This is a genomic window from Streptomyces aureoversilis, from assembly GCF_042657885.1.
GTDB lineage: Bacteria > Actinomycetota > Actinomycetes > Streptomycetales > Streptomycetaceae > Streptomyces > Streptomyces aureoversilis.
In genome coordinates this window covers 31361-55666 of the sequence record NZ_JBHSKJ010000027.1, presented here as the reverse complement: position 1 = coordinate 55666, position 24306 = coordinate 31361, and the positions used below count along the sequence as shown (strand labels likewise).

The following is a 24306-nucleotide window of genomic DNA, read 5'->3' as shown; positions in this document are numbered from 1 at the left end:
CTCTCCGGCGGCAGAGGCGCAACCGGATCAGTTGACAACATCAACCATTGAGATCTACCTTCACCTCATTACTTGAGTGCATGAATCATCTATGCCCTTAAATTCTACTGCTCTCGTCCTCTGGAGCCCGTCATGCCTTCCGCACTCTTCGTCGTCACCGGCGCCCGCCACTGGACGCTGGCCGACGGCACCCCGCACCCGACCGGATTCTGGGCGGAAGAGCTCGCCGAGCCCCACCGGATCCTCCGCGAGGCGGGCCACCGGATCACCATCGCGACGCCCGGCGGCATCGCCGCCCCGGTCGACCCGGTCAGCCTGAGCGCCGACGCCGCCGGCGGCCAGGAGCGGGCCGGCCGTCTCGCCGCGTACCTCGATGCCATCAAGGCCGAGCTCGGCAGCCCGGCAGTGCTGGAAGAAGTCGATCCGGACGACTACGACCTGGTCTTCTACCCCGGCGGCCACGGCCCGATGGAGGACCTTGCCCTCGACTCGGCCTCCGGCCGGATCCTCACCCGCACGCTCGACTCGGGCAAGCCGCTCGCCCTGCTCTGCCACGCGCCCGCCGCACTGCTCGCCGCCCACCGCGAGGACGGCAGCCGGCCGTTCGCCGGGTACCGGATGACCGCGTTCAGCAACGCCGAGGAGGCCGCAGCGGGCTTCGCCGACCGGGCCTGCTGGCTGCTCGAGGACCGCCTGAACGGGCTCGGCGCCGACTTCGTCGCCGCGGAGCCGTTCGCCCCGCACATCGTCGTCGACCGCAACCTCTACACCGGGCAGAACCCGGCCTCCTCAGCAGAGCTGGCCCACGCCCTGGTCGCCGCGCTGGACGTCGCGCCCGCCGCCGATCCGGCCACCACTGTGACCCGGCTGCGGGCCGGGTTCGCCACCGGCCGTACGAAGCCCCTGGCCTGGCGGCTCGGGCAGCTGCAGGCACTGCGCACGCTGCTCACGGAACAGGCCGACGTACTCCTGGCCGCCCTCCGTGCCGATCTGGGCAAGGGGCCGAAGGAGGCCTACCGCACCGAAATCGGCTTCACGCTGAACGAGCTGGACCATACCGTCGCGCACCTCGCGGAGTGGCTGGCTCCCCGGCCGGCCCCCGTTCCCGAGGCCTTCCAGCCGGCCGAAGCGCGCGTGGTCCGCGACCCGCTCGGGGTGGTGCTGGTCATCGCGCCCTGGAACTATCCGCTGCAGCTCGCGCTGACGCCGCTGGTGGGTGCGCTGGCCGCGGGCAATGCGGTCGTGGTCAAACCCAGCGAGCTGGCACCGGCGACATCGGCAGCCCTCGCCCGGCTGCTGCCGCGCTATCTCGACCCGCAGGCCGTCGCGGTCGTGGAGGGCGCCGTCGCGGAGACCACCGCGCTGCTGGAAGAGCGTTTCGACCACATCTTCTACACCGGCAACGGTACGGTCGGGCGCATCGTGATGGCCGCGGCCGCCCGGAACCTGACTCCCGTGACCCTGGAGCTGGGCGGCAAGAGCCCCGTGCTGGTCGAGCCCGGCGTCGACCTGGAGGCCACGGCCGAGCGGCTCGTCCGCGGCAAGTTCCTCAACGCCGGTCAGACGTGCGTCGCGCCCGACTACGTACTCGCCATCGGCGACACCGCCACCGCGCTCGAAGAACACCTGGCCGCAGCCGTCCGAGCGCAGTACGGCCAGGACCCCTCGGCCGACGAGGAGTACGGGCGGATCGTCAACGAGCGGCACTTCGACCGGCTGACCGGGCTTCTGGGCGAGGGCCGCGTCGTCACCGGCGGGGTACACGACCGGGCGAGCCGCTACCTCGCCCCGACCGTGCTCGCGGACGTCTCCCCGAACGCACCCGTCATGCAGGAAGAGATCTTCGGTCCCATCCTGCCGGTGATCGGCGTGCCCGACCTGGACGCCGCGATCGCCTTCGTCAACGAGCGTGACAAGCCGCTCGCCCTGTACGCCTTCACCGACTCGCCGCGGACCAGGCAGCGGCTGGCCGACGAGACGTCCTCCGGTGCCCTGGCCTTCGGCCTGCCCGTCTCCCACCTGGCCGTACCCGACCTGCCGTTCGGCGGTGTGGGCGAGAGCGGCATGGGCCGCTACCACGGCGAGTACTCCATCGACACCTTCAGCCACACCAAGGCCGTACTCGACAAGCCGCTGACCTGACCAGTACTCCACTGCCTCACACCCCTGCCACCTGCACGACCAGAAGGGCCTCAGACATGAACCCAGCCCAGCACGCCACAGCCGTCGCGGCCGAGACCGCCCGGTTCATCGCCACGGTAAAGGGCGCCGCCCCCGCCACCCCGGTGCCGTCCTGCCCCGGCTGGACCCTGGCCGACCTGACGCGCCACACCGGCAGCGTGCACCGCTGGTTCACCGCCCTGCTGAGCCGGCGCATCCAGCAGCCGCCGACCAGCCGCGAGGTGGACCTGTGCCTGCCGGAGCAGCCCGACGGCTATCCGGACTGGCTGGCCACGGGCGCCGCGGAGGCCGACCAGGTGTTCGCCGCCACGGATCCGGACGCGCCGATGTGGGCCTGGGGGCTCGACCAGCACGCCCGGTTCTGGGTCCGCCGCATGCTCTTCGAGACGCTGGTGCACCGGACCGACGCCGAGCTCGCACTCGGGCTCTCGCCGCACATCGACCGCGTCCTGGCGGTGGACGGCATCGACGAGTTCCTCACCAACCTGCCGTTCGCCTCATTCTTCGCACCCGGGACCGCCGAACTGCGCAGCGCTGACCGGACCATTCGCTTCGGCTGCACGGACGGCGATGGCGGCGACGGCGACGGCTGGCTCATCCACCTGCGCCCCGACGGCTTCGGGCTGGTGACCGGCGACGCCCGGTCCCGCACGGCGGCGGACGCCACGGTCCGGGGAACGGCCGCGGACCTGCTCCTGCTCCTCTACGGCCGCCTGGACCGCAACAGCGACGCCTTCGAGCTGCTCGGCGACCAGGACCTGCTCGCCCACTGGTTCGCTCACTCGGCCTTCTGACGACCTCGCACTTCGCCGGCAGGCCACGACATGCCGACCGGGAAGCCCGCCGGAGGCGTCGCAGATGTCACGGCAAACCGGCCTGACCGGCCGGTCAGGCCAGGTTCTTCTCCAGCGCGGCCACGTACTTGCGGATCGAGTGGTCACGCACCCCGTCGCTCGCGGGCGCGAGGGCGTCCGCCGTCAGGCCCTTCGCCCGGTCGGCGAGGCCGCCGAAGAGCGACATGGTCTCGTGGACCTTCCCCGCGGAGTCGATGTACCGCAGGGCCTCGGCGTGGGTGTACATGGGCTCGGGCGGCATCTGCGGCACGATGTCGTTGTTGTTCACGAACCGGAAGAGGCGCTGCTTGAAGCCCTTGTTGCACGCGGCCGCCAGCAGCCGGTCGCACGTACGGGGCTGGCCGTAGGTGTAGACCCCGTCGGCCAGCAGCTTCGGCTCCTCCAGATACAGCCGTGCGCCGGCGAGCATGGCCAGCGCGCCGCCCAGGCTGTGGCCGGTGAACCACACGGTCTGACCGTTCGTCCGGTACTCGTGGAGGGTGTTCTTCACATCCGGGAAGATGGATTCCAGGGCCTGGCCGAAGCCGTAGTGGACGTAGCCCGTCTTCGCCGGTCCCGGCCAGGGCGGGGTCGTCGCGTCGGAGAGCCAGTCGCGGATCTGCTGGGGTTCCGTGCCCCGGAAGGCCGTGATGATCATGTCGTCGCTGGCCATCGTGAAGGCCTGGGTGTCCTCCAGCGGGAAGGGCGGCGTGAACCGCGTCCTGTGGTGCCGCACGCGGTCGAAGCCCCAGTTCCGCGCCTGCTTCTCGATGGTGGCCTCGTCCTTGTAGGAGAGGTCGGCCGCCTGGGCCAGCCAGTAGGCGTGCGCCAGGCTGTAGGTGCGGGCCTTGTGGTCGATCGCGGTGGGCACGGGCACGGGGGCTCCCTTTCACGGGCCGGTGACATGGGGACGTCGCATCACAGCCGTTACCGAAAGACATGCGTATCAAAGAATTCCCGTACCAGTTTTCCCTGAAAGAGTGAACAGGGCGCCGGAGCGAACAGGACACCGGCCCATGTCCGGCTCCGGCCGGGCTCCCTACCGGTAGACCACTTCCCTGCGGCCGGGATCACCGGCCACGTTGGCCACGAACAACCCCATGTCGAAGTCCTCCGCCTCGGCGAAGGCCGTGGGGTCGTCTTCCGGGTCGATCAGGTTGTCCGGGGCGGGGTAGGCGAGTGTGGTCGTGCCGACCGTCAGCAGGCAGCGGTCGGCGGACCGTTCGTGGCGGATCTCCAGGCGGCCGTCGAGGGCGACGTCCCGCTCCCCCAGCCGCAGGCGGAGGCTGCCGGCCGTGCGGTAGAGCACGACCGGGACCCCGCCCAGCTCGCCGTAGTGACCGGCCGGCGCCTCTCCCGGGGGCGGGGAGCCGGCCCGCGTGCGCGGGCCGAGCTCACCGCTCGCCGGGTCGAACGCGGCCACTTCGTCGAAGCGGTCGAAGGACCGCACCGTGATGCTCATTCCTGCTTCTTCCCCAGTCCGAGGTCCTGCCCGCCGGTGCGGGTCGCGCTCTCGATGATCTGTTCCCACGTCTTGCCCTTGGCCCGGAGCCAGTCGATCGTCGGCCCCAGCTTGTCACCGTACTTCTGCAGGTTGCGCTGGTAGATCTCGCTCCGCAGCGGTTCGGGGGTGAGGTCCTTGTACTTCACGCCCAGGTCACGGCGGGCCTTGTGCAGGGTGCGCGCGATGGTCTCCTGGCTCGCGCCGGCCGCCCGCATGGATGCCGCCTGCTGGGACAGGGCCTCGACCTCGTTGATGTACGCCTGGCGCAGCGGCGGCGGTCCGCCGTTGCCCTTGCCCGGCTTGGGCGAGATGCCCTCGGAGCCCAGGACGCTGGTCTCCTCCTTGGCGACCTTGCGCTGCCAGCCGCGCAGTCCGCCGAGGCCGACGAGGGCGACCTGTGCGGCGAGTTCGTCGGCCGCCTTGCGGTAGACCTCGGAGAGCTCCTCGCAGCCCTGCTTGGAGAAGTGGTACGAGGCGCGGTAGAGGGTGTAGGCGGGGCGTACGGGGATGTATTTGTCGAAGAAGCCGCCCGCGCCGCCGTTCTTGCCGGTGAAGGCGTTGTAGAGGTCGCCGACGAACTCGAAGGGCATTTTCAGGCCCTGGACGAAGCCGTCGCCGAAAACCTCGACGCCCTCGCCGAAGGAGTCGATGTGGTCGTCGTCGGGGTCGCCGGCCTTGAGGCCGGTGGGGTCGGTGAAGCGGGTGGGGGTGTTGTTGGCGTAGGCGTACGTCGAGATGTACGGGTCGTGGATGGCTGCGGGGGCCGGGTCCTTGGCGGTGAAGCGGCCGGTGGCCGGGTCGTAGTCGCGTGCCCTGAGGTAGAGGCCGGCCGCCTGGGTGACGGGTTCGGCGTAGCCGCCGGCGAAGGTGAAGGGGTTGGCGGGCGGGTTCTTGGCGATGTCGGTCCGCTCGGTCTCGCCGAACGCCCCGTAGGTGTAGCTGCTCTGGGCGGCTCCCGCCGCGTCGGTGGTGTCGGTGACCGATCCGAGCTGGTCGTGGTGGTGGAAGAGGGTGCCGCCGGGGCCGGTCCGTGCCTGGACCTGGGAGAGGGGGTTGTACTGGTACTCGCTGCTCAGGGCGCCCTCGGCGTCGTACTCGGTGCCGACGGTGGCCAGCGGGCCGTTGACGTCCCAGGTTGTGGTGCGCAGCCGCTTGCCGGCTCTGCCGGCCGTGACCCGGTTGCCGTCGGCGTCGTAGCCGAAGGTGTAGGTGTCGGAGCCGGAGGAGCCGGACGTGACCGACGTGAGACGGCCGGCCGCGTCGTAGCGGAAGGTGTCGTCCCCGGCGCCGGTGCGGTTGCCGTCGGCGTCGTAGGTGAAGGCGCGGGTGGTGGATCCGGCGGCGGCCGAGGTGAGCTGGTCGGCGTCGTCGTAGGTGTACGAGGTGGTGGTGCCGTTGCGGCTCTGGGTCTTTCGGTTGCCGACGGGGTCGTAGGTGTAGGTGGTGGCTGCGTCGGCTGCGGGGCAGGTGTCGGCCTTGGTGGCGGAGGGGCAGGCGGTGAGGAGGCGGCCGGCGGGGTCGTAGCTGTAGTAGCGGTAACTGTCGGGCTGTCCGGCCCGGCTGGTCGCGATCCGGGTGGGCCGGCCGGACGGGTCGAGGGTCAGCTGCCGGCCGGACAGGACGGTGCCGCCCTTGGCGCTGGTGACGGAGGTGAGGCGGCCGGCGTTGTCGTAGGCGCGCTTCTCGGTGTGGCCGTTGCCGGCGGGAAGGGTGGTGGTGCCGAGGTTCCCGGCGGGGTCGTAGTCGTAGGTGATGGTGCCGGCCGCGCCGGTCTGGGAGGTCCGTCGGCCGTCGGCGTCGTAGCCGTAGCCGACCCTCGATCCGCTGCCCGCGGTCGTGGCGTCGGCAGCGTCGGTGAAGCGCCCCTTGCCGTCGCCCTTCCAGGTGCGCAGCCGGGAGCCGGCCGCGGCGACGATGCCGGTCCGGTCCGAGGGGCCGGTGCGGGCGAGGAGCGGGAGGCCGTACGGGGTCCAGTCGTCGGGCTGGAGGACGTACGTCCCGAAGCCGCCGGTGCCGTTGCCGGGGTAGAAGCGCAGCTTGTGCGCGGCGGTGTCGACGGCGAGGAAGTCCTGCTTGCCGTCGCCGTTGAACTCGCCCGGCACCAGCTGCATGGCTCCCCAGCCCGCGCCGAGGTCGGTGCGGGCGCCGAAGCCCCCCTTGCCGTCGCCGGGGTAGAGGTAGAGGTGGCCGTCGCCGGGGTTGACGGCGAGGATGTCGGGCTTGCCGTCGCCGGTGTACTCCAGGAGCGCGATGCGGTAGGTGCCCCAGCCGCTGCCGAGGTCGGTGCGGGCGCCGAGGCCTCCCTTGCCGTCGCCGGGGTAGAAGTAGAGCCGGTTGGCGCCGGAGCTGACGGCCAGGAGGTCGGGCTTGCCGTCCTTGTTGAAGTCCCCGGCGGTCAGGGTCATCGGCCCCCAGCCCGCGCCGAGGTCGGCCGGTGCGGCGAAGCCGCCCTTGCCGTCGCCGGTGTAGCGCCAGAGGTGGCCGGTGGCCTTGTCGACGGCCAGCAGGTCCGGCTTGCCGTCTCCGGTGAACTCGACGGTCAGGGCCTGCTGGAAGCCGGTGCCGGATCCGGTGAGCGTGCTGCCGGCGGCGAAGGTGCCGTCGGCGCGGCCGAGGAAGGTGCGCACGCCGCTCTTGGCGTCGGTGGCGACGACGTCGGTGGTGCCGTCGCCGTCGAGGTCGGCGGTGGCGGTGAGGGCCGCGCCGCTCCAGTCGAGGGGCTTGGGGGCCGTGTGGTCGACGGTGCGGGAGGTCAGGCGCCCGGCGTCGTCGTAGGTGTAGCCGTAGGCGCCCTTGCCGGCCCCCGGGGTGACGCCGGTCAGCCGGCCGGCCGGGTCGTAGGAGTAGGCCCGGGTACCGGTGGCGTCGGTGACGGACTTGCGGCGGCCGAGGGCGTCGTAGGCGAGGGTGGTGCCGGGGGTGTCGTCGGTGAAGGCCGTCGCGGTGGGCAGGCCGCGGGGGTCGACGGTGACGGTGGCGGTGGTGCCGCGGGCGTTGGTGATCCGGTTGGTGTTGCCGTCGGCGTCGTAACCGAAGGTCTTCTTGCGGCCGAGCGGGTCGGTGACCGTGGTGCGACGGCCCGCGTCGTCGTAGGCGAAGCCGGTGGTGTGCCCCTTGGGGTCGGTGCGGGTGGCGAGGTCACCGGCCGTGTTGTACGTGTAGGCGGTGACGGCGCCGTCGGGTCCGGTGACCTTGGCGACGCGTCCGAGCTCGTCGTACGCGGTTCTGGTGACCTTGCCGAGCGCGTCGGTGGCGGAGACGACGTGGCCCAGCGCGTCGTAGCCGGTGACAGTGGTCCCGCCGAGCGGGTCGCGCACCTTGGTGACGTTGCCGGCTTCGTCGTAGGTGTAGGTCGTGGTGAAGTCGGCCGGGTTCGCGCCCTGGGCGTTGCCGCGGGGGTCGGTCCGGGTGGCGGTGCGCCCGTCGTCGTCGTACGTCCAGGTGGTCTTGCGGCCCAGGGGGGTGGTCTCGCTGGTGCGGTGGCCGTCGGCGTCGTAGCCGTAGCCGGTCCTGTTGCCGAGCGGGTCGGTGACGGTGTCCGTCAGGCCGGTGCCCGTGTAGGTGTAGCGGGTGACCTTCCCGAGCGCGTCCGTGAGGGTGGCGATGTTGTCGTTCGCGTCGTAGGTGGTCCTGGTGACCTGCTTGAGCGGGTTGGTCACCGAGACGGGCCGGCCGAGGGCGTCGTAGCCGGTGGTGGTGACGGCTCCGGTGGGGTCGGTGACGGTGGTGCGGTTGCCTGCGGCGTCGTAGCCGTAGCTGGTGGTGTAGGCCGCGGCGTTCGCGCCCTGGGCGTTGCCGCGGGGCGACACCTCGGCGATCAGGCGGTTGGCCTTGTCGTAGGCGTAGGTCGTCCTGTTGCCGAGGGCGTCGGTGACGGCCGTGAGGTTGCCGTTGGCGTCGTAGCCGCGTGTGACGGACTTGCCGGCCGGGTTGACGGTCCTGGTGAGGCGGCTCTCGCCGTCGTACTCGTAGGCGGCGGTGCGGCCGGTCGCGTCCTTGACGGAGGTGAGCCGGCCCACGCCGTCGTAGCCGTAGACGGTGGTGTGTCCCAGCGGGTCCTTGGCGGTGCGCAGCAGGCCGCGGCCGTCGTAGGTGTAGGTCGTGGTGAAGTCGGCCGGGTTCGCGCCCTGGGCGTTGCCGCGGGGGTCGGTCTTCTCGGTGATCCGCCCGGCCGCGTCGTAGCGGAAGGTGGTCTTCTCGCCGAGGGGGGTCGTCACGGCGGTGCGGTTGCCGGCCGCGTCGTGGTCGTAGGCGACGGTCTTGCCGCGCGGGGTGCGCACGCTCGCGACGGATCCGAGCGCGGAGTAGGTGTAGGTGACCGTCCCGCCGTCCGGGCCCGTGCTGGTCTGGAGCTGGTTGCCGGAGGTGTAGGTGTACTTCGACGTCTTGCCGCGGCCGTCGGTGTGGCTGGTGACGTTGCCGGCGCCGTCGTAGGTCCAGCTCTCGGTGTAGCCCGCGGATGCCGGGGCCTTGCGGGTGAGCATCCGCCCGGCGCCGTCGTAGGTCATCTCGGTGGTGTTGCCGAGCTGGTCGGTGATGGACACCGGGCGCAGCTGCCGGTCGTAGCTGTAGGAGACGGTCTTGCCGTACGGGTCGGTGCTCTCCATCAGCACGTTGCCGGAGTAGACGTCCGTCCAGACGCCGCCGTTGGGGTCGGTGACGTGGGACTCGCGCTTGTTGTCCCAGGTGAGGGTGGTGGTCTTGCCCGCGCTGTCGGTCTGGGACTTCACCCGGCCGGCGGCGTCGTAGGCGTTGGTCACCTTGCCGCCCTCGGCGTCGGTGAAGGTGGCCAGGCGCTTGGCGCCGTCGTAGGTGTAGGCGGTGGTCCGGCCGAGCCGGTCGGTGGCGGAGGTGAGCAGGCCGCCGGTGTAGCCGTAGCTGACGGTGGTGTTGTCGGGCAGTGCCGCCTTGGTCAGCAGGCCGGCGCCGTCCACGGTGAACTCGACGGTGCGGCCGGCGGTGTCCTTCACCGTCGCGGGGCGTCCGGAGGCGTAGCCGATGGTGAGGCCGTGGCCGCTCGCGTCGGTGACGGCGGTGAGCTGACCGGAGGCGTTGTAGGTGCGCCGGGTGTGGTCGATCGAGGTGAGGACGTAGGAGGAACCCGACTTGGCGAGCTTGAGCACCGATCCGGCAGGGGTGGTGTAGGCGCCGTTCGACAGCTTGAAGACGACCTGCGCGCCGTCGTCCGTCTGGAGCGTGGCCCGGTCGGAGGCGAGGGTGAGTCTGCTGTCGAAGGGGGTGGACCAGCCGCGGCCGAGCAATCCGGTGGCCGCCGAGTCGGAGCGGTAGTAGCGGTCGAGCGAGAAGGGCTTGCCGGCGCCGGCGAGGGTGGCATCGGTGATCTTCTCGTAGTACATGCCGGTGGCGGTGTTGATGGGGTCGGCACGGTGCTCCTGGGCGTAGCACGTGCACAGTCCGGCCTGGGCGCCGGGGATGTCGGGGGTGTAGAAGGCCTCGACGAAGGGCGAGGAGGTGCCGCCTGGGCTGGAGGAGCCGTCGGTGGCGGTGAGGAAGATCCAGGCGTAGTACTTCTTGCCGTCCTTCAGGTGACCGTCCAGCAGGCTGGAGGTCCACCAGAAGCACTGGTCGGCGGGGTAGGAGTTCTTGGGCCACCAGCCGTAGCACCAGGCGCCGCTCTCGAGGTACCTGCCCTGGGGGTCGGCGTCGGCCTTCTTGATCTCCTGCTGGAGGACCGGCTTCTTCTCCTCGTCCATGACGTAGAGCCACATGCTGGAGAGCTTGGCGGCCTCGATGCCGGAGAACTTCACCTGACCGCCGATGGACAGCATGCCGGGGTAGGCGGAGGCGTAGGCGGACACCCAGTCCGGGTTGGGCGCCGTGCCCGCGGGCGCTTTGAGACCCGGTGCGCCCCTGGTTCCCTTGGCGGAGGCCGCCGGGCCCTTCTGCAGGGCCCCGGCGGGCGGGCTCTCGGGCTTCGCCGACGGGGCCGGCGGGCGGGGCCGGACGAACTCGCGCATCGGGCCGGTTCCGCCGCGGTTGGCGTCGAGCTGCTTGCGCCGCTCGGGCAGCGTCATCGACCGGGGAGGCTTGGGCAGGTCCTTGGCCGTACGGGTCAGGAGAGGAGATGGCGGTACGGGGGGTGGTGCGGTCCGGCCGGGTACGGGGGGCGTTGCGGTCCGGGCCCAGGCCGTCCCGGTGACTCCGGCCAGGGCGAGGAGAACGAATGCCAGGAGGCAGGAAAGCAGTTGGGCTGCTCTTCTTCGCCGTGCAGGCCGTGTGGGCCTTGTAGGTCGTGCAGGCCGCGTAGATCGCAACACTCGTCACACACCCCCCATAGGAAACACACAGATACTCCCCACCTGACCGAATCCCCATGGGAGGCGTCGAATAAATGTCCGGTACTCGCCGATGCGGGGCCAACCGGGGTGCGGTAAAGCGCAGGTGGGGGCTGCCAACGGTGCGCTCCGGCAGCTGAGTGGCTGGATATCGCCGCAATCCACGTCTGGTGGAAGGGACTTGGGACGGACGGGACGCGTGAGACAAGCCTTCCCGGAGGGCGTCCGAAGCGAGGCGGCTTCTGCCGTGCCCCCGGACCCGGCTCCGGACCCGGCCGGGGCCAGGTCCGGCAAGGTCAGCGCCTCCGGCCGCCGTGCAGATGCAGGCGCTCCCCCGGGAACCGCTCGCGGAAGCCGCGGTCGTGCGAGACCGCGACCACCGCTCCCGGGTACGCCGTGAGCGCCGCCTCCAGGTCCTCGACCAGGTCGAGCGCGACGTGGTTCGTCGGCTCGTCGAGTACGAGGAGGTCCGCGGGCCGGGTCACCAGGTTCGCGATCTGCAGCCGCCGCTGCTGCCCTGCGGACAGCGACGTGACCGGAACGTCCAGGTCTTCCTCACGGAACAGGCCCAGCGCCAGCAGCCGTTCGGCGTATTCCTCCGGCAGGCCGGGCCGTCCGGCCGCGAAGGCGGCGAGCAGCGGGAGCCGCGTGGAGCGCGCGGGCAGTTCCTGCGCCAGGTAGCCGATCCGGGCGGGGCGGCGTACCGCGCCCGCGTCCGGCTCCAGGTCGCCCGCCAGAACGCGCAGGAGCGTCGTCTTGCCCGCCCCGTTCTCGCCCGTGACGAGCAGCCGCTGCCCGGGCGCGACCGCCAGCAGCCCGTCCAGACGCAGCCGCTCGCCGACCGCTATGCCGTCGAGCTCGGCGAGCGGGCGGCCGGCCGGAGGCGGGCCGTCCGCCGGCGTCAGCGCTGCCGTGAAGCGCAGTGGTTCCGGCGGCGGCGCCACCGGGTTGCGCTGCAGGTGGGCCAGGCGCTCGCGGACCGACCGCACCTGCCCGCCGAGCTTCGCCTCGTGCGAGCGGCGGTGCTTGCCGAAGCCCTGCTGCGGGTCCTTGCCGGTGGTGGCCAGCCGCCTTCCGGCGGCTTCGAGCAGCTCCTCGGTACGGGCGACCTCCTGAAGCCAGTCGGCATATTCCTGCTCCGCGCGGCGGCGGGCGGCGGCCTTCGCGGCGCGGTGACCGGCCCAGCCGTCGCCGTACCGGTGCACCGTGCGCGCATCCCGGTCGACCTCGAGGATCGTGGTGGCGATGCGCTCCAGGAAGCCGCGGTCGTGGGTGACCGCGACGACGGTGCCGCGGTGGGCGCGCAGGTGCTCCTCGAGCCAGTGCACGGCCGCCGCATCGAGGTGGTTGGTCGGCTCGTCGAGGAGCAGCAGCTCGGGGGCGGCGGCCAGCACGCAGGCGAGCGCGAGCCGCGACTGCTCGCCGCCGGAGAGCGAGCCGAGCATGCGGTCGCGGGTGATCCCGGCGAGCCCGAGCCCGTGCATGGCGGCGTCGACACGGGCGTCCGCCTGGTATCCGCCGCGTTCCTCGTACGCGATGAGCAGCTCCCCGTATGCGGCGAGTTCGTCCTCCGATGCTTCGCCGAGGTGTTCCTCCGCCGTGCGCAGCCGGTGCTCCATGTCGCGCAGTCCGGCGAGGGCGAGGTCGACGGCGTCCTGCACGGTGCGGTCCGGGTCGAGGTCGAGGGTCTGGGCGAGGTGGCCGGTGCCGCCGGGGAAACTGACGGTGATCTCTCCGGCGTCGGGCACCTCGGCCGCGGCGAGCAGCCGCAGGAGAGTGGACTTGCCGGAGCCGTTCTCGCCGATGACGGCGGCCTTCTCGCCCGGGCGGACGGTGAAGGACACCTGGTCGAGGACGGTCCGGGTGCCGTAGGACTTGGTGACGTCCTTGACGGACAGCTGTGCCACGGCAGCGGGCACAGCAGTATGGGCGCGTTCGCGCATCTGACTTTCCCTGGGGATAGGAAGGGTCTACGGGCAGCAGAAACGGCGGCGTCGGCCGTGCCCGGACTCAGAGAAAGCAGAAGAAGCGCATGGACCCACCCTAGCAAGACGATGCGTCTCGCCTCTACTCATTTGCTATCGGGGTCCACGGAATGGGGAGCGCCCTTCGAGGCGCCCCCCATTTCCACAGGCCAGGGCTACCCGCGCAGGAAGCTGTCCCCGTGGACGGCGATGTGGGCTTCAAGAGCGGCGAGCGCGTCGTGGGTCGCTTGCGGCGAGCCCGAGCCGCTCCGCTCCGCGTAGTAGGCCGCGCCGAGCTTCTGGAGCAGGTCGTTGCCGGCTCGCTTTTGGTGGACCTCGTCCACCTTCTGCTTCCCCTGGTTGAGGGCGCTCTGGGCCTGCTCCTTGGCCCGGTCGAGGAATCCAGCCATGCCAACCTCCACAGTTCGGTGTCCGATCCCTACCCCCGCCCGTTCGGACAGGATTCGAACTTGACCAAGGTTTCCCAGTTCGGCGGACGTGGAGGCCGTCTGTACTGGTTCGGTCCCGGTCGGGCCACCCCGGTAACGGAACACGGCCGGCGTATGTGAAGGTGGGCTCTGCTGAGCTGGGCCGCGTACGTATGGGGGATGTTGTGAGTCAGGTGCTCTATAGCGAGCGGTCGTGGAATCCGCTGGCGCGGACCGTGGAGCTGACCGAGGAGCAGCTGCGGAGGGGCGGAGCGACCACGCCGTTGAGCGAGCTGAACCTCGCCGCCATGGCCGAGGCGTTCCTGCGCTCGTGCTGGCTGGGCGCCGGCGGGGCGGAGCGCCCGCTGGAGCGGCTCGCCGAGGGGCCCGGGATCGTCCCGGTGACCCGCGTCACCGGTACCGCCACACCGGTGAAGGTGCGGGAGGCCGCCGCGTTCGCCCGCAAGCTGGGAGAGCTGGCCGTACGGCAGTGCGGCGGGCCCGAGCGGGTGGCCGCCCTGGCCGCCCAGGCCAGGGCCGAGGGCGTACCGCTGTGGATCGCGCGGCGGTACGCGCCGGGGCCCGCCGGGCCGGTCACCGTCGCTGTGGACCGGCGTCTGATACGCGTCGACGTCTGGGGGCCCGGCGCCCCCGTCGTACGGATCCGAGCGCCGCACGGCTTCTACCGCGAGTCCCCCGGACCGTCCAACGGCCTGCACCTGACGGTCGGCGACGTCGCGGCGGAGCTCAGCCTCAAGAAGAAGCTGCGCAAGTCCAAGAGCTCCGTGGAGGTGCGACTGCCCGGGCAGCACTGGGTGCTGCGGCGGGAGAACGCGGCGAGTTCGTGGCTGCTGCGCAACGAACGGCGTGTCGCCCTGCTGACGCGTCCCCCGCGCCGAGTGGTGCTCGAACCGGGCACGCTGCTGCTGCCGCTGGCTCCCGTGCAGTACGAGAGCCCCGACCCGCTGGATGCCGTCATGGCGCAGGTCTTCGCCGTGGCCTTCGGGCTCGGGGACACGACGGGCTTTGCGCGGTTCCGGGCGGAGCGGCGGCGCCCGGTGCACGGAGGCGAGCCGATCGCCACCGACGCAGGATGGGACCGTCCCTGGTTCACCAACCTCGGGAAGGGCAGCGACGACAACGAGCCCGGCGGCGGCGACGGCTGGGGTGCGGACGGCGGCGACAGCGGGGACAGCGGAGGCGGCGATGGCGGCGGGGACGGCGGCGGGGGCGGCGACGGTGGTGGCGGGGGCGGCGACTAGCTGACGGTCCCCCCGGTCGGCGCGTGGCGTTGAGGCTCGTCGTCCGCCCCTGCCGCGAGCGCCCAGTGATCGGAGGGTGTCGGGATCCGGCCTGCCCATATGGAGTTCGGCGGGCCGCGAAGGCCGGCGTCCGCGGGGGAAGCGGCGCACCCGCTCGGGGTGCGCCGCTTCCGCCCCTCCCGGCGCGGGTCAGCCGATCGTGATCATTTTGGCGACGCCGGGGACCCCGGCGGCGTCGAGGGCGAAGAGCATGTAGGTGCCGGGCAGGGCCACTCCGGGATCGCCCGGGACGGTCAGCTCGTACGAGGTGCTGCCCGCCTGCCGGAAGGTCAGCGGGACCCTCCGCTGGTCGTTGTCGACCGAGTGGGTCGCCGCTCCGGCGCGGACCAGGGAGAAGGCGGCGACCGGCTTGTCGGTCGTCACCGGCAGGACGGCGCCGTTGGCGACCCTGGCGGGCGGAGTGCTGGTGAAGGCCGGGCGGGGCTTCCGGCTGCCGTCCGGGTTGAGGAGGTACGGCGGGGTGAAGACGGCCCCGTCGGCGTGGTTGGTCGCGCAGTCGCCGCACAGCCCTCCCCCGCCCGAGAAGATCCGTCCGTCGGGCAGCAGGTTCGCCACGCTGTGATAGTTGCGCGGGACGGCCATGCCGGCCATCTTGGTGAAGGCGCCCGTCGCCGGGTCCCAGATCTCCGGGGTCATCACCGAGGTGGCGTCGCTGAAGGGGACGGGGTAGGACTGCCCGCCGAACACCGCCACCTTGCCGTCCGGCATGACGACGCTGTTGCCGAACGAGCGGGCGTAGGCCATGTCGCCGGTGCGCTTGCTGACCGGCCGGGTGCCGTCGCCGAGACCGACGGTGTAGGCGCGGCGGGTGGCGTTCGCGTTCTCGTACGCGGTGGCGCCGCCGAGCGTGAGGAGCTTGCCGATGTCGTAGGAGACGGCGTTGCCGTTCATGGCGTCCGGGCTGTCGGCGCGCGTTCCGGCCGGTGTGACCGTGCCGTTGCCGGTGGTGTCGATCCAGTTCAGCTGCTTGCTCGGCCCGAGCTGCAGCACCCGGCCGCGGGAAGTGGCGTGCAGCCACTGGTGGTTGTCGGCCCGGTAGGGGCCGGCGGGGTCGGCGGTCATGGTGCCCGTGGCAGGTACGCCGGGAAGCCTCCGCCACTTCCCGGTCGCCGGGGACCACACCTCGCCGTCCTTGTCCCCGCGGGCACCGCTCCAGGATCCGCCGAGCACGAACGCGTCGCCGTTCGAGAGCAGGGTCATGGCCTGGTAGCCGCGCGGGATGTTCATCTCGCCGGTGGCGGACCAGGTGTCGGTGCGCGGGTCGTAGATGCTGGCGCGGGACGCGTTGCTGCCGCCGGTGACCAGCACCCTGCCGTCGGAGAGCACGGCGATGCCGGGGCAGAACATGTCGTGGCCGGTGTTGTCGACCCGGCGCTGGGTGACCTGCCCGGTGCCGAGGTCCATGATGGCGGTCTGGGTGTATCCGTTGCTGCCCCCGAACCGGTCGATGGCGTACGCGGACCAGGCCAGCAGCTTGTTGTTCGGCAGAACGGCGGTGGCCACGGGGACGAGCGGGAAGCCGGTGACCCGGTCCCAGGAGCCGGAGACGGAGGGATCGGCGGGGCCGCTGAGCCGCACCTCGGCGGCGGAGCTCCACGGGCCGCGGTTGCCGGCCTCGGTGGTGGCGGTCAGCCGGACGAACCGGGCCGGGACCGGCCGGGTGAACGTGGTGCTCTTGACGGTGTCGTCGTCCTTCCACACGCCGCCGGCCACGGGGCTTCCGAAAGAGACCCCGTCAAGGCTGGTGGCGACGGAATACGCGCCGATCCGCCCGTTGGCCTCGGACTTCCGCGGCTGATAGGTGAGCGCGGAGACGGTCTGCGTGCGGTGCATGTCGATGGTGACGGAGTGGGGCAGCGGGGCCGCGCTCCCCGACCAGCGGCTGTGCCAGAGGGTGTCGGCGTCCCCGTCCAGGATGTTGGCGGCGCGGTTGTCGGCCTGCGCGGTCTCCTCGTCGCTCGCGGAAGCGGTCCAGCCGGTGGTCGGCAGGTCGACGACGGAGGCGGGCAGCCCCGGGTCGCCCAGCAGCCGGATCTCGGCGGCGGAGCTCCAGGGCCCGCGGTTGCCCGCTTCGGAGGTGGCGGTCAGCCGGACGTACCGGGTGCCGCGGGCGGCGAAGCTCAGCGTCTTGGTGGTCGTGTCGTCGGCGAGGGTGCCACCGGCGACGGCCGCGCCCCAGTTCTGCCCGTCGGTGCTGAGGTGGATGGCGTACTCGCCGACGCGGCCGTTGGGGCTGTCGGTGCGCGGCTGGTAGAGGAGCGCGGACACGACCTCGGTGCGGTGCATGTCGATGACGAGGGAGTGCGGCAGCGGCGCCGCGCTCCCCGACCACCGGCTGTGCCAGAGGGTGTCGGCCTTGCCGTCCAGCACGTTGGCGGCGCGGTTGTCGGCCTGCGCGGTCTCCTCGTCGCTCGCGGAAGCGGTCCAGCCCGCCCTGGAGAGGACGGGCGCCGCCGGCTCCATGGCCGAGGCGGGTGCGGCGGCGTGGTGCGGGCGTGGCGGGCGGGCACCGTGGGCGCCGTGGGCGCCGTGGGCGCCGTGGTCCTCGGCGGCGGCCCCGCCACCGCGCGCGCCCAGTACGGGCAGGAGCGCGACGATGACCGCCACCAGGGCGATCAGGACGAGCCCTTGGGATCTGAGGCGGGAACGGCGGAACAGGCTGTGTCTGCTGTGTCTGCTGTGTCTGCTGTGTCTGCGGACTGGGTCGGGTAACACATCGGCTCCTGAAGGGCCCGGCCTGGAGGACCAGGTCCTGAGTCAGTACGGTCGGTATCCCGCAACCGGGACGGAAGAGGTCACTCTTCTGGCCGGGAAGAGGGGTGTACAGACGTCAATCCGGCCGATCCCTCGCTGATCCCGTCCGCCGCCGGCGGCGTAGTCGCACAGCCGTACTGGGTACGCACAAGGGGGCTGGGCAACGGCAACGGCAACGGCAACGGCCAAGTCGTGGGCTATGCCCTTGCTTCAGCCCTCAGCGCCCTACGCCCGACGTACCCCGAGGAGCCTCAGATGCCGGACCGGTCCGACACACCGCACCGCCTCGACCCGACGGGAGCCGACCAGCACGCAGCCAACGAGCGGTTGCGCGCACGAGGGCCCGCAGTTCCCGTGGTGCTGCCCGGCGAGGTCGCCGCTGTCGCGGTCACCCGGCACGAGGAGCTCAAGGCGTTCCTCGCCCACCCAGACGTCGCCAAGAACGCCCGCCACTTCACCGCGTTGCGCGAGGGCGGCATACCGGCGGGGTGGCCACTGGCCACGTTCGCCACCGTCGAGGGCATGACCACTGCGGACGGGGACGACCACCGGAGGCTGCGCGGGCTGGTCACCCAGGTGTTCACCCCTCGCCGCATCGAGGGGTTACGGCCTCGCGTCGAGGAGCTGACGTCCCGGCTGCTGCACGCGCTCGGCGAGGCGGCGCAAGGCCGTGGAATGGGGTCCTCCGAAGTGGTCGACCTGCGTGAGCACTTCGCCCTTCCCCTGCCCATGGCCGTCATCTGCGAACTGCTGGGTGTCGACCCGGACTTGCAGGGCGGCTTGCACCGGCTGTCGAGTCTGATCGTGAGCACCACGACCACACCGGAGCGCGCCCTGGCCGCCAACCGCGAGATGGCCGACGTCCTCGGCCTCGTCCTCGACCGGCGCCGCGCGGCCCCCGGCGACGACCTCACCAGCGCCCTCCTGGCCGCACAGGCCGAGGACGGCGACCGGCTCACCGACCGCGAACTGGTCGGCACCCTGCTCCTGATGGTCATCGCCGGGCACGAGACCACGCTCAACCTCATCACCAACGCGGTACGGGCACTGTGCACGCACCCGGAACAGCTGGCGCTGGTACGCGCGGGAAAGGCCGGCTGGGGCGACGTGGTCGAGGAGACCCTGCGTTACGACAGCCCGGTGAGCTTCTTCCCCTTCCGCTACCCCACCCGTGACCTGGAAGTCGGTGACACGGCCATCCCCCGGGGCACCCCGGTGCTCGCCTCGTACACCGCCGCGGGTCGCGACGAGCGTGCGTACGGCCCGGACGCGGCCCGCTTCGACGTCACCCGCCGCCCCGCGGTCCGTCACCTCTCCTTCGGTCACGGCCCGCACTACTGCCTGGGCGCGCAGCTGGCCCGGCTGGAGGCGACGACCGCTCTGGAGGCCCTGTTCGACCGCTACCCCGACCTCACGCTCGCCGTCCCCGACCACGACCTGCCCCGGCACCCGAGCTTCGTGGGCAACAGCACGGAGATCCTCCCGGTCCGGCTTCATCCGTAGCCGCAGGCGTCGCTTCGGCTCGGCGAGGCAGGCCAGGCGGGCCAGGCAAGCGAGGCGGGCGGTTCAGGACAGCTGGCCGTCGTAATCGGGCAGCTTGAAGGCCTTCTCGTAGAAGCCGCCCGCGAAGTCGGTGGACCGGTTGCCGATGTTGGCGGTGATCGTGTAGCCGCCGTGGGTGAGTTCCCCGCGGCAGCGCTCCTTGCCTTCCTCCTTGCTCTCGCCGTGCTCGCGCGTGCATATGGCGTCCACGGGGTAGCCGGCGTTCTTCAGCTCCTTCCGGGCGGACGACGAGGAGGTGCGGGCGGTGACGAACAGCACCGACACCCGGTGCTCCTTCGCCCATTGGGCCACCTTGAGGACCGGCGTGTTGGGCTGTCCCGGGTGGTAGTGGGTCTCCAGCGCGGTGTTGTCGATGTCCAGCACGACGGCGAGCCTGCCGCCGCCCCGGCCGACGCGGTCCTGCAGCCACGGGACGGCCGGGCCGACGGCCTTCCGGACATCGGCCTGCCAGGTCTGGTAACCGGGCACGGCTCTCGGCGAGGCGGCTTCCGTGGCAGAGACAGAGGCGGAGGCGGAGGCAGAGGCGGTGCCCGGCAACGCGGCCGGCAGCGCGAGAGCCGCCAGGGCGGCGAAGGCGGCAGTGCGAAGCTTCCCGACGAACATCAACCTTGTTCCTTCCGGTCTTACGGTTCCCGGCGGTTCCCGGTCTTCCGGCTTCCGGGGGTTTCCGGGGTTTCCGGTGGGCAACGTGTCCGCCGGCAAGATCACCACCGCAAGAGGGCGCATGGGCGACCGGAAAGTGGCGGGAGCGTGAAGAGGACGGGGCCGTCACCCACTCGAGGGGTGTCGCTGTGCGCCTACGGCTTCGTACCGGTTCCCGGCTGCATGCTCGACTCCATGATCTCGTCCCACCGGCCTCAGCCGGGCCGCGTCCTCACCGGCACCGGCATCGGCCTGCTCATGGTGACCGCATCGGCCGCCTCCGCTGCCGCACTCGCCTCCCCAGCCCCACCAGCACCGGTGCGCTCACCCGCGATTGGGCAGGCCGTCGGCGTGACCTGCAATGCCTTCGGACCGACGCTGTTCGTCCGTGTTCCCTCGCAGCTCTCTTCCCTTCCCGCGGCAGCGGCTCCGGAGCTGAAGGGCTTCCCCGAGTGTCTTCACGGCATGGACCCGTCCGGAGACTGAGTCTCGTCCGCCTTTGCGCTACGAGAGCGGGAACCCGGCGAGCGTGGGCCACAGTTGCGGGTCCTCGAAGTCCAGGGCCCACAGTGCGGTGTGCTCGACTCCGTATTTACGCAGGACGGGCAGGTGGGCGGCGATCCCCCGCGCGTCCTGGTACCAGACCTCGCGCTGCCGGCCGTCCTCGGTGTAGGTGAAGTGCGGGGTCTTCGAGCCGGGGTCGAGGGCGTAGGGCGCGCCGACGCGCTGCCGCAGCGCCTCGGCCTCGCGGGACGTGCGGTGGGTGGCGCGGGCGGTGTCGCCCGCACGGTGGTCCCAGCCGTAGGCGGGGATACCCATCTCGATTTTCCGCGCGGGTACGCGCGCAGTCGCGTAGCGCAGGATGTCCTCGTACCACGCGGGGCTGGACAACGGGCCGGGCCGGTCCAGGGCGTTGTGCAGGTTGTAACCCATGATCCGCAGGCGGTCGAGGGTGCGGCCCAGATGCGCGTAGTCGTAGACCGGGCCTTCGTCGCGCGTCGCCGTACGGGGGAAGACGGCGGCCGTGCATTCCTTGTGCAGGGTGTGCAGGCGGCTGCACACCTCGGTGACCAGGGAGTTGAAGCCCGTACGCACCTGCTGGACGACGGCCGGGGCGAGGCCCGTTCCGTTCATCTTCTCGTAGTCGAGGTCGAGGCCGTCGTACGGGCGGGCGGTGGCCAGGCGCACCAGGGTTTCGACGTGCGCAGCGCGGGTCTTCGGGTCGCCCGTCAGGCGTGCCATGGCGGCGGCGTCCAGGCTCTCGGTGACGGTCGGCACCACCTTCATGCCGGCCCGGTGCAGCCCGTCGATCACGGCTCGGTCGCCCGCGCCGGCGTGTTCCTCGACGCGGTCCGCGGCGGTGGCCTCGTACCAGAAGGGGCTGACGGTGTGGAGCTGATCGGCGTGGGCGAGCGCGTCCTGGTAGGCGCCCGCTTCCCAGAACGGCAGCCAGGCGGAGACGGTGCGCTGCGTGCGCTGCGCCGAGGTCCGGGAGGCGGGCGGACCGGTGGTCGCGGCAGTGGTGGCGGTGGTGGCAGCGGTGACGGTGGCGGTGGCGCTGGTGGGAAGCAGCGCGCTCAGCAGGGCGATGACTCCGGTCAGGACGGCGGCGTGTCTGCGGACCATCCACCCAGCGTGGTACGTGGGTGTCCGGCGGGCGAGCCGCGATGGCCCACTCGGGGCTTCCGGGGGCGGGTTTCCCGCCGGGCTGGTCGCCGGGCTCATGGCCGGGCTGGTCGCCGGCCCGGCTGTCGGCGGGGCGGCCCGTTTGACACGCCCTGCCCCGCGGCGCGTACTGGAAGAAGAGCGCCCCGGGGAGCCCGGCGGGCGGCCCCGTAAAGGCACTTGTGGAAGTGACCCGCTCATGAACCAATCGGGACCGGCCCCAGAATCCGGCCTCCGCGGGAGGAGGCTCCTATGAGCATGGTCATCATCGAGGGGACCTATCGGGTCCTCGGTACCCAGCCGGACGGTGACACGATCCGCTTCCAGCCCGACGACCCCGGTTTCTGGATGGACGTGCCAGGCTTCAAGCAGGTCGGTCACGGGGGTTCGGGGCACGCCACCGTGAGGTTCGACGGAATCGACACGCTGGAAACCCATTACCAGCCCGCGGGCGATCAGGTGCACCAGCCCCTCGTATTCGGGCACAAAGCCGCGGACGAGATGCTGGCTTGGCTCGGTTTCGCCGGAGTGCGGCGCCGGGGTGGCGAGGGCGACGACCGCGAGACGGTCACATACGCCACTCCCCTGTCCGTGCCCGGCTTCATTCTCGCCAGCGGCGCCGACCGGCCCGGTGGCCGATGCATCGCCCTGGTCTGCAAGGGGCCCATGCCGGTCATTCCCGGCGGCGACGGCAAGAAGCGGTACAGGTCCGGTGACCGGATCGACGTCCCGGTGGATCTGCTGCGGACCAGCGTCAACCATCACCTGCTGAAACTCGGCCTCGCCTACCCCACGTTCTACTCGGCGCTGCCCAGGTCCTTGCGCCAGGAAATGGCCGACGTGGCGCAGAAGGCCAGGGCGGACGCGCTGGGGCTCTGGCCCAGCGACGTGACGAGGAACGGCGGGGTGACGGTCGCCGACCTGAACACGCTGACGGATCACGCGGTGATCCTGCCCAAGCTCTTCCGGCGGCTGTACGACTACATCCTCTTCAACGGTTCCGCCTCCCTGGCCTGCTTGCCCGCCTATCTGGCCGGCGGTCAGGAGAGGTTCACCGTCTTTTCCGCCGTTCACGGCTCGCCCGACCGCGGCAAGTCCTTCACCGGGCTGCACGAGCTCTTCGCCGTCAGCGGTCAGAACGTCAAGCTCAAGTACGACATCGAGGACGTCGTCTTCGACGAGAAGTAGGCCGCGCCAGGATCCGGATCGCGCCGGCCGACGACCGCCGGCCGTCGACCGTCGGCCGGCCCGTGACGGGCATCCGCCATGCCTGCACCATCTTTATCGAGTTCCGGCATATCTGACATTTCAGTCATTTCCTGAGGAGCGGTGCGCTTTCGCCGAGGCGCACGCCATGCCCACCGGACGCCGAGAACTTCATGGTCATTCCAGGCGGCGCCGGACCCGTCGGGCGCAGTCAACCGGCCACCGCCCGTAACCCCCGAAAACCACCCGCACCACTCCGATAGCATGATCCGACTCATGACGAGCATCCCATCGCCCGTCGTTCACCGGAAAACAGGCTATCCGGCACGAAGAGTGACATATTTAACTGACAACTAACAAATCGGCCAAATAATTGATATCTATAGCATCGCGGGTGTTTTCGCGAATAAACCGCAGAATGACGTTCGCCGCCTGGCGTCGACCACGGACAATACTGTGGGCGACGGTGGGCGTGGTGGCCCTCGCATTCTTCATCACGCTGGAGATCGCCGCACGTCATTACGGCCTCCCGGGGCCGATGACCAACCAGGTGAAAGAGGTGATACTCGCCCCCAAATCGGGCCCGCTGTTGTACGCCAGTATGGCGTTGATGATGGTGGTGCTCACCTGGCGGGAGCGATTCATCGCGGCCGGCGTCGCGGTCGGCATCGACATCGTCTTCTTTCTCGTGCGGTGGGCCGTCGACGCCAAGATGATGTTCGGAAACGGCGCGCTGTGGGTGATATTGGGCTGTGCCGTCATCGCCGTCACACGCCGTACCGGCCGGGAACGCATCCTGCTGCTGAAGGCCGTCGGGCTGGGCCTGCTCCTGGTGGCCGGCCGCAAGACCGGCGACACCTGGCTGCTCATCACGTCGAAGACCCGCCCGACGGTGCTCGACCAGTACGTGGCGGTCGCCGATCACGCGCTGGGCAACCCGTCGTGGCTGGCGGGCCGGATCGTCGAGGCCACCGGCACGGTCGGCGAGCACGTTCTCGACTACGTCTACATCCAGCTTGCGGTGGCCGCGGTCCTCGTCACGCTGTACCAGCTGCGCAACGTGGCGGCCGAGCGCCGCTTCCCGAGCCATCACCTGGTGCGCACCTTTCTGGTGATCGGCCTCCTCGGACCGGGCATTTACATGATCTTCCCGGTGGTCGGGCCGATCTTCGCCTACGGCGCCGACGGCGGGCACTGGGCGGTGGCCGACCTGTGGCCGAACACGCCGACGCCCATCAGCACCCCGCACGCGATGCCGTTCGACGAGATCACCCCGCGCAACTGCATGCCCAGCCTCCACACAGCGTGGGCGACCGCGATCTTCATTCATTCCCGTAAGGGCCCGCGCCTTCTCCGTTTCGGAGGCACGTTCTGGCTGATCGCCACGCTCGGCGCGACGCTGGGATTCGGCTACCACTACGGCACGGACATCATCGCCGGCGTGGTTTTCACCCTCACGATCGAGGCGGCGCTGCGCGCGCAGGAACGCGGCTGGGACCGGGCAGGAATCCAGCTGGTCGCCTACGGCACGACGGTCTTTGCCGCGTTCCTGGTGTCCTATCGCTATCTGCCGATGGAAATGGCCGAATACCCGTGGGTGTTCGGACCGATTCTCATTCTGGCGATGATCTCGGTGATATACGGCTACGTGCGGACCACCAGAGCCTGGGAACCGAGGACCGCACCGGCCCGGCAGCCGGAACCGCAACCCGAACTGGTTTGACGCCACCGGCGGCACCCGGTCCTCCGAGGGCGGCGACCACGGACGACCGGGCCGGTCAACGGCCGGACCTGCTCCCTCCCCCACGGGCATCACGCGGATTTCATACCGCGCCAAGGGCCCATGGGTGGAGGGAGCACACGTATGAGGGCACCGTCCGCGGAGACCGGTGATCCGGTAGCGGCTCTCCTCGTCCGCGAGATACCCGACCGCCGCGTCGGCGGCGCT

General features: G+C 71.1%; 15 protein-coding genes and 1 pseudogene. 8 read left to right on the top strand and 8 right to left on the bottom strand.

All coding sequences use genetic code 11. The features are described from left to right. Window positions 1–132: 132 nt before the first annotated feature. From ACFPP6_RS32995 to ACFPP6_RS32985, 3 genes and pseudogenes are all read left to right on the top strand, one after another. Window positions 133–825, top strand: a pseudogene (locus tag ACFPP6_RS32995) (type 1 glutamine amidotransferase domain-containing protein); the annotation flags it as partial. Beyond that, entirely contained in the window at window positions 811–2142 is a 1332-nt protein-coding gene (locus tag ACFPP6_RS32990) for an aldehyde dehydrogenase family protein (protein WP_382050203.1), read from the top strand. The pseudogene ACFPP6_RS32995 and the gene ACFPP6_RS32990, both read left to right, overlap by 15 nt. A 56-nt stretch (window positions 2143–2198) precedes the next feature. Continuing rightward, the gene (locus tag ACFPP6_RS32985) at window positions 2199–2975 is read left to right on the top strand and encodes a maleylpyruvate isomerase family mycothiol-dependent enzyme (RefSeq protein WP_382050131.1); all 777 of its coding nucleotides are present in this window, start codon (window positions 2199–2201) and stop codon (window positions 2973–2975) included. A gap of 94 nt (window positions 2976–3069) precedes the next feature. On the opposite strand, the gene ACFPP6_RS32980 is transcribed toward ACFPP6_RS32985, so the two are convergent. From ACFPP6_RS32980 to ACFPP6_RS32960, 5 genes are all read right to left on the bottom strand, one after another. Then, window positions 3070–3891, bottom strand: coding sequence for a lipase family protein (locus ACFPP6_RS32980; protein WP_382050129.1), 822 nt, complete (start codon window positions 3889–3891; stop codon window positions 3070–3072). 162 nt (window positions 3892–4053) lie between these two features. After that, window positions 4054–4476, bottom strand: a complete 423-nt coding sequence (locus tag ACFPP6_RS32975; protein ID WP_382050127.1) for a hypothetical protein — start codon at window positions 4474–4476, stop codon at window positions 4054–4056. Beyond that, entirely contained in the window at window positions 4473–10553 is a 6081-nt protein-coding gene (locus tag ACFPP6_RS32970; RefSeq protein ID WP_382050125.1) for an FG-GAP-like repeat-containing protein, read from the bottom strand. Before ACFPP6_RS32970 ends, ACFPP6_RS32975 begins: the two co-directional genes overlap by 4 nt. Window positions 10554–11110: 557 nt before the next feature. Continuing rightward, window positions 11111–12757: a ribosomal protection-like ABC-F family protein gene (gene abc-f, locus ACFPP6_RS32965; protein WP_382050123.1), complete on the bottom strand. Its 1647-nt coding sequence runs from the start codon at window positions 12755–12757 to the stop codon at window positions 11111–11113. Between the two features lie 197 nt (window positions 12758–12954). Continuing rightward, window positions 12955–13188, bottom strand: coding sequence for a hypothetical protein (locus ACFPP6_RS32960; protein ID WP_058043632.1), 234 nt, complete (start codon window positions 13186–13188; stop codon window positions 12955–12957). Between the two features lie 203 nt (window positions 13189–13391). On the opposite strand from ACFPP6_RS32960, the gene ACFPP6_RS32955 reads away from it, so the two are divergent. Next, a complete protein-coding gene (locus ACFPP6_RS32955; protein ID WP_382050120.1) occupies window positions 13392–14468 on the top strand; it encodes a hypothetical protein in 1077 nt (358 codons plus the stop codon). A 189-nt stretch (window positions 14469–14657) separates the two neighbouring features. Here ACFPP6_RS32955 and ACFPP6_RS32950 read toward each other — a convergent pair whose 3' ends face one another. Next, the gene (locus ACFPP6_RS32950; protein ID WP_382050118.1) at window positions 14658–17135 is read right to left on the bottom strand and encodes a discoidin domain-containing protein; all 2478 of its coding nucleotides are present in this window, start codon (window positions 17133–17135) and stop codon (window positions 14658–14660) included. 402 nt (window positions 17136–17537) lie between these two features. Here ACFPP6_RS32950 and ACFPP6_RS32945 point away from each other — a divergent pair, with 402 nt between their 5' ends. Then, window positions 17538–18785 (top strand): cytochrome P450 family protein, encoded by a 1248-nt coding sequence (locus ACFPP6_RS32945; protein ID WP_382050116.1) that lies wholly within the window; start codon window positions 17538–17540, stop codon window positions 18783–18785. A gap of 63 nt (window positions 18786–18848) precedes the next feature. On the opposite strand, the gene ACFPP6_RS32940 is transcribed toward ACFPP6_RS32945, so the two are convergent. Further along, window positions 18849–19448 (bottom strand): HAD family acid phosphatase, encoded by a 600-nt coding sequence (locus tag ACFPP6_RS32940; protein ID WP_382050113.1) that lies wholly within the window; start codon window positions 19446–19448, stop codon window positions 18849–18851. Between the two features lie 234 nt (window positions 19449–19682). Between ACFPP6_RS32940 and ACFPP6_RS32935 the strand changes: the two genes are divergently transcribed. Further along, window positions 19683–19973: a hypothetical protein gene (locus ACFPP6_RS32935; protein ID WP_382050111.1), complete on the top strand. Its 291-nt coding sequence runs from the start codon at window positions 19683–19685 to the stop codon at window positions 19971–19973. Between the two features lie 18 nt (window positions 19974–19991). Here the strand turns inward: ACFPP6_RS32935 and ACFPP6_RS32930 are convergent, their stop codons facing one another. Then, the gene (locus tag ACFPP6_RS32930) at window positions 19992–21113 is read right to left on the bottom strand and encodes a glycosyl hydrolase family 18 protein (protein ID WP_382050109.1); all 1122 of its coding nucleotides are present in this window, start codon (window positions 21111–21113) and stop codon (window positions 19992–19994) included. A 297-nt stretch (window positions 21114–21410) separates the two neighbouring features. Between ACFPP6_RS32930 and ACFPP6_RS32925 the strand changes: the two genes are divergently transcribed. Both ACFPP6_RS32925 and ACFPP6_RS32920 read left to right on the top strand, forming a co-directional pair. After that, window positions 21411–22340: a nuclease gene (locus ACFPP6_RS32925; protein ID WP_382050107.1), complete on the top strand. Its 930-nt coding sequence runs from the start codon at window positions 21411–21413 to the stop codon at window positions 22338–22340. 436 nt (window positions 22341–22776) lie between these two features. Further along, window positions 22777–24081, top strand: a complete 1305-nt coding sequence (locus ACFPP6_RS32920; RefSeq protein ID WP_382050105.1) for a phosphatase PAP2 family protein — start codon at window positions 22777–22779, stop codon at window positions 24079–24081. Window positions 24082–24306: the final 225 nt, after the last annotated feature.

What these genes read in the sequence shown, in the direction of transcription:
- ACFPP6_RS32985 (WP_382050131.1), top strand. Translation starts at nt 2,199, where the DNA reads ATGAACCCAGCCCAGCACGCCACAGCCGTCGCGGCCGAGACCGCCCGG.
- ACFPP6_RS32975 (WP_382050127.1), bottom strand. Translation starts at nt 4,476, where the DNA reads ATGAGCATCACGGTGCGGTCCTTCGACCGCTTCGACGAAGTGGCCGCG.
- ACFPP6_RS32970 (WP_382050125.1), bottom strand. Translation starts at nt 10,553, where the DNA reads ATGACGCTGCCCGAGCGGCGCAAGCAGCTCGACGCCAACCGCGGCGGA.
- abc-f (WP_382050123.1), bottom strand. Translation starts at nt 12,757, where the DNA reads ATGCGCGAACGCGCCCATACTGCTGTGCCCGCTGCCGTGGCACAGCTG.
- ACFPP6_RS32960 (WP_058043632.1), bottom strand. Translation starts at nt 13,188, where the DNA reads ATGGCTGGATTCCTCGACCGGGCCAAGGAGCAGGCCCAGAGCGCCCTC.
- ACFPP6_RS32945 (WP_382050116.1), top strand. Translation starts at nt 17,538, where the DNA reads ATGCCGGACCGGTCCGACACACCGCACCGCCTCGACCCGACGGGAGCC.
- ACFPP6_RS32940 (WP_382050113.1), bottom strand. Translation starts at nt 19,448, where the DNA reads ATGTTCGTCGGGAAGCTTCGCACTGCCGCCTTCGCCGCCCTGGCGGCT.
- ACFPP6_RS32935 (WP_382050111.1), top strand. Translation starts at nt 19,683, where the DNA reads ATGATCTCGTCCCACCGGCCTCAGCCGGGCCGCGTCCTCACCGGCACC.
- ACFPP6_RS32930 (WP_382050109.1), bottom strand. Translation starts at nt 21,113, where the DNA reads ATGGTCCGCAGACACGCCGCCGTCCTGACCGGAGTCATCGCCCTGCTG.
- ACFPP6_RS32925 (WP_382050107.1), top strand. Translation starts at nt 21,411, where the DNA reads ATGGTCATCATCGAGGGGACCTATCGGGTCCTCGGTACCCAGCCGGAC.
- ACFPP6_RS32920 (WP_382050105.1), top strand. Translation starts at nt 22,777, where the DNA reads ATGACGTTCGCCGCCTGGCGTCGACCACGGACAATACTGTGGGCGACG.